Here is a 3,322-nt window from a genome sequence, read left to right as displayed (position 1 = left end):
AGCCGAACGCGCGGAAGTCGTGGCGCGAGACGTAGCGGAGAAGCCAGTGCACGACGAGCAGCGCGCTCACGAAGGAGATCGCGGTGCCCACGAGGAACGGCTCCCAGCTGTCGACCGTAAGCGTGTCACGCGACTTCCAGAGGTCGTAGACCGTCGCGCCGAAGATGGTCGGAATCGAGAGGAAGAAGGAGAATTCGGTCGCGGCGCGCCGCGAGAGCCCCAGAACGAGCCCGCCGATGATCGTTGCGCCCGAGCGGCTCGTCCCCGGAATCATCGCGAGGCACTGCATGAAGCCGACGGCCAGCGCGTCCTTCCATGTGAGGTCGTCCATCGTCGCGACGCGGGGCGTCAGCCCTACGGCGCGCTTTTCCACCCAGAGGATGATGAAGCCGCCCACGACCAAGGCCGCGGCGACGGTGACGGGATTGAAGAGATAGTGCTTGATGAGCCCGGCGACCATGACGCCGATGACGGCGGCGGGCAGAAACGCCACGATCGCGTTGACCGCGAGGCGCTGCTCCTTGGGACTCGAAAAGAGTCCGCGCAGAATCGAGAGGATGCGCGCGCGGTAGTACCAGCAGACGGCGAGAATCGCGCCCGCTTGAATGGCGACCACGAAGGTGTCCGATCCGGGCGTTTCCGCAAAGCCCACGAGTTCGCTGGCGATGATGAGATGCCCGGTCGAGCTCACCGGCAGAAATTCGGTGAGGCCTTCGACGATGCCGAGCACGACGGCCTGAATGAGAAGGAGCCAATCCACGATGCAATCCTGTGTAGCCCTGGGTGTGCGTTGTCTACGAGGCGTCATTATCGCCTTTGGCGCGCACGGGGAGGCCTCCGCACAACTTCTCGAAACGAATCCCGCGTATCATGAGCGCGGCCGTACGGGTTACGGCCTTCTTCCCCAAACAGAGAGTCACCCATGGCCCAAGACAAGCGCCTCTTTGACGACGCCGAGCTCAACGAGCTCCAGTCGATCCTCGAATCCCTTCCCGAAGAAAGCGCCGCGATGGATGCGGGCGTGCTGGACGGCTACCTCACCGCCGTCGCGCTCAATCCCGCGAAGCCCTCCGACGAAGACGTCCTCCCCTACATCTTCAGCGAAGACGGCGACCCCGAAGCGATGCCCGACAACGCCCGTCTCTTCGAGCTGATCGGCATGCGCCGCCGCGAAATCGAAGCGTCGCTCGCCGCCGGGGGCGGTCTCGACCCGATCATCTTCCCGCTCGCCGACGAGAACGACGAAGAAATCCTCGAGGGTGAGGAAGCGATCGAGGCGATCGAACCCTGGGCGACCGGCTTCATCTACGGCTGGGAGCTCTGGCCCGAAGACGTCGCCGAAGACGAAGAGATCGCCGAACTCCTGCGCCCGATCTCGCGTTGCATCCCCGAGGACGCCTATTCGCCCGACGACGACACGCCCGAAGCCGCCGAGAAGTTGAAGGCGTTCCTCGCGAACCTTCACCGCGAAGGCGACCCGAAGACCCTCGAAGACGCCCTCTACGACGTCGTGAAGGCAGTCTTCGACATGAAGGCGAAGCTCTCGCCCAACAAGCCGATCCGCCGTGAAGAGCCGCGCGTCGGCCGCAACGATCCGTGCCCGTGCGGGAGCGGCAAGAAGTACAAGCAGTGCTGCGGGAAGAATTGATCCCCGTCAGATCTGACGTGAAGGCGCTCCGCTTCCGGCGGGGCGCTTTTCGTTTGTCGGCCGCTTTCGTCAGCGCGAGAGCACCGGCGCGAAGCGTGCGGGCGCGACGGCCCGCGCGAGCGACGCGGGAAGGATCGTAGGCTCGCCCGTCATCTCCGCGGCGACGTGCTCGGCCAAAATCCGCCCCCAGGTGAGGCCGCGCGACCCGAGGCCGAAGAGCCCCCAGAGACCTTCGGTGACCGGAAGGTCCTTCAATTCGGGGCGGCCGCGGAAAGTGAGGCCTTCAAGTTCGGCAGGCAGGGTCACGGGTCCGGCCAAGGGCATGCGGTCCCTCGCGACCGCGCGCACGCCCGCATAGTACCCGCCCCAGAGCGCCTCCGGGGTGTCCGTCAGGAGTCTTGAGAAGGCCTCCATGTTCCGGTCGTGCGCCTCCACGGCCGTGATTTGGGGTTCCGTCCCCTGCTCGTAGGTGGCGCCCACGCCGCAGAAGCCCTCCTCAGTCCTCACGAGGTAGCCGTGCCCGGTGACGGCGCAGCGCACGTCCCGGAAGTCGGTGTCCCGCAGGAGCGAAATCCGGCCGTAAAGGGGCGAGAGCCCGAAGAAGTCGGCCGGGGCGTCCAGCACGGCGCAGGCGTCCAAGGCCGACGCGGCGACCGCGGCTTCGGCCTCGGCGGCGACGGCGCCGCCCCGCACGAAGCGGGCGCGCCAGAGACCGTCTTCGCGCGTGAGCCGCACCTCCGCTCCCATCAGCACGCGCGCACCCGATGCTTCGAGAAGCCGCCGGGCGAGGAGCGCCGGGCGCACCACGCCCGCCTTCGGGAACCACCAACCGCCGCGCGCCAACGGCAGGCCGGTGCGCCCGCGCGCCGCGTCACGGTCCGTGAGACGGGCGAAGTCCTCAGGCACCGGAAAGGGCCTCCCGTCCTCGACCGCGCGGCACCACTTCGCCCATTCGGCGTCGTCCTCCGCGACGTCCATCACCCCGCAGGGATCGAACGCTTCGGGGAAGTCGTCGAGGAGATTGAGCATCCGGCCGAACCCCTGGCGCGTGAGCCTCGACGTGGGTCCGTCCGCCGCCTGCCAGTGCGGGTGAATGATCGCGGCGCGAAGCGCGCTCGCGCCGTTGGCGGGCGCGCCCCAACGGTCGATCACGTCGACCGCGACGCCCCGCCTCGCGAGCTCGTACGCGGTGAAGGCTCCGGCGATCCCGGCCCCAACGACGACGGCGCGCCGGATTCGCGGCGGCGCCGACGCGTCGCCGGGCACCCGCCAGGCGCCGTCCTCACCGGGAAGCCAAACCCCGCCGTCCCGGCGCGGGTCCCCCGCAGGGGGCGTACCGAGAAAGCGGCATCGGGCGGCGGGCGTGAGGATCGCCCGCCAAGAGCGGGCCGACGCGGGGTCCGCAAGTAGCACCTCGCACCAACCTCCCGCACACTCGCGGCGAAGCTCCCGCTCGGGGAAGCGGAAGGTTTGGAGCCGCCCCGGCCCCACGCGGCGTTCCTCCACGCCCGGAGCACCCTTGTCGAGAGGCGCGAGCACGCGCACGAGCGCTCCGGCGGCGAGGCGCGCGTCGACGAGCGCTCCCGCTTCGGGGAGCGCCGACGCTTCGGGCGTGATGAGAACGGCTTGGGTCATGGGTCAACTCGTAAACAACTCCTGACTAAAGTCAGAAGC

Annotated in this window: 3 protein-coding genes; 1 reads left to right on the top strand and 2 read right to left on the bottom strand. The window is 68.5% G+C overall.

All coding sequences use genetic code 11. The annotated features are described in order from the left end of the window. Positions 1-760: undecaprenyl-diphosphate phosphatase (locus HMPREF9440_RS07490; RefSeq protein ID WP_008542983.1), on the bottom strand; the 760-nt coding region annotated here is incomplete at its 3' end. A 162-nt stretch (positions 761-922) separates the two neighbouring features. Here HMPREF9440_RS07490 and HMPREF9440_RS07485 point away from each other — a divergent pair. Further along, the gene (locus tag HMPREF9440_RS07485) at positions 923-1,648 is read left to right on the top strand and encodes a UPF0149 family protein (protein WP_008542982.1); all 726 of its coding nucleotides are present in this window, start codon (positions 923-925) and stop codon (positions 1,646-1,648) included. Between the two features lie 69 nt (positions 1,649-1,717). Here HMPREF9440_RS07485 and mnmC1 read toward each other — a convergent pair whose 3' ends face one another. Next, positions 1,718-3,283 carry an FAD-dependent 5-carboxymethylaminomethyl-2-thiouridine(34) oxidoreductase MnmC1 gene (gene mnmC1, locus HMPREF9440_RS07480; protein ID WP_008542980.1) on the bottom strand — a complete coding sequence of 522 codons (1,566 nt, stop codon included), beginning with the start codon at positions 3,281-3,283 and terminating at the stop codon, positions 1,718-1,720. Positions 3,284-3,322 lie beyond the last annotated feature (39 nt).

It is taken from the genome of Sutterella parvirubra YIT 11816 (assembly GCF_000250875.1).
GTDB classification, from domain to species: Bacteria; Pseudomonadota; Gammaproteobacteria; order Burkholderiales; family Burkholderiaceae_F; genus Sutterella; species Sutterella parvirubra.
This window is presented reverse-complemented; position numbering and strand designations above follow the sequence as displayed.

What these genes read in the sequence shown, in the direction of transcription:
- HMPREF9440_RS07485 (WP_008542982.1), top strand. Translation starts at nt 923, where the DNA reads ATGGCCCAAGACAAGCGCCTCTTTGACGACGCCGAGCTCAACGAGCTC.
- mnmC1 (WP_008542980.1), bottom strand. Translation starts at nt 3,283, where the DNA reads ATGACCCAAGCCGTTCTCATCACGCCCGAAGCGTCGGCGCTCCCCGAA.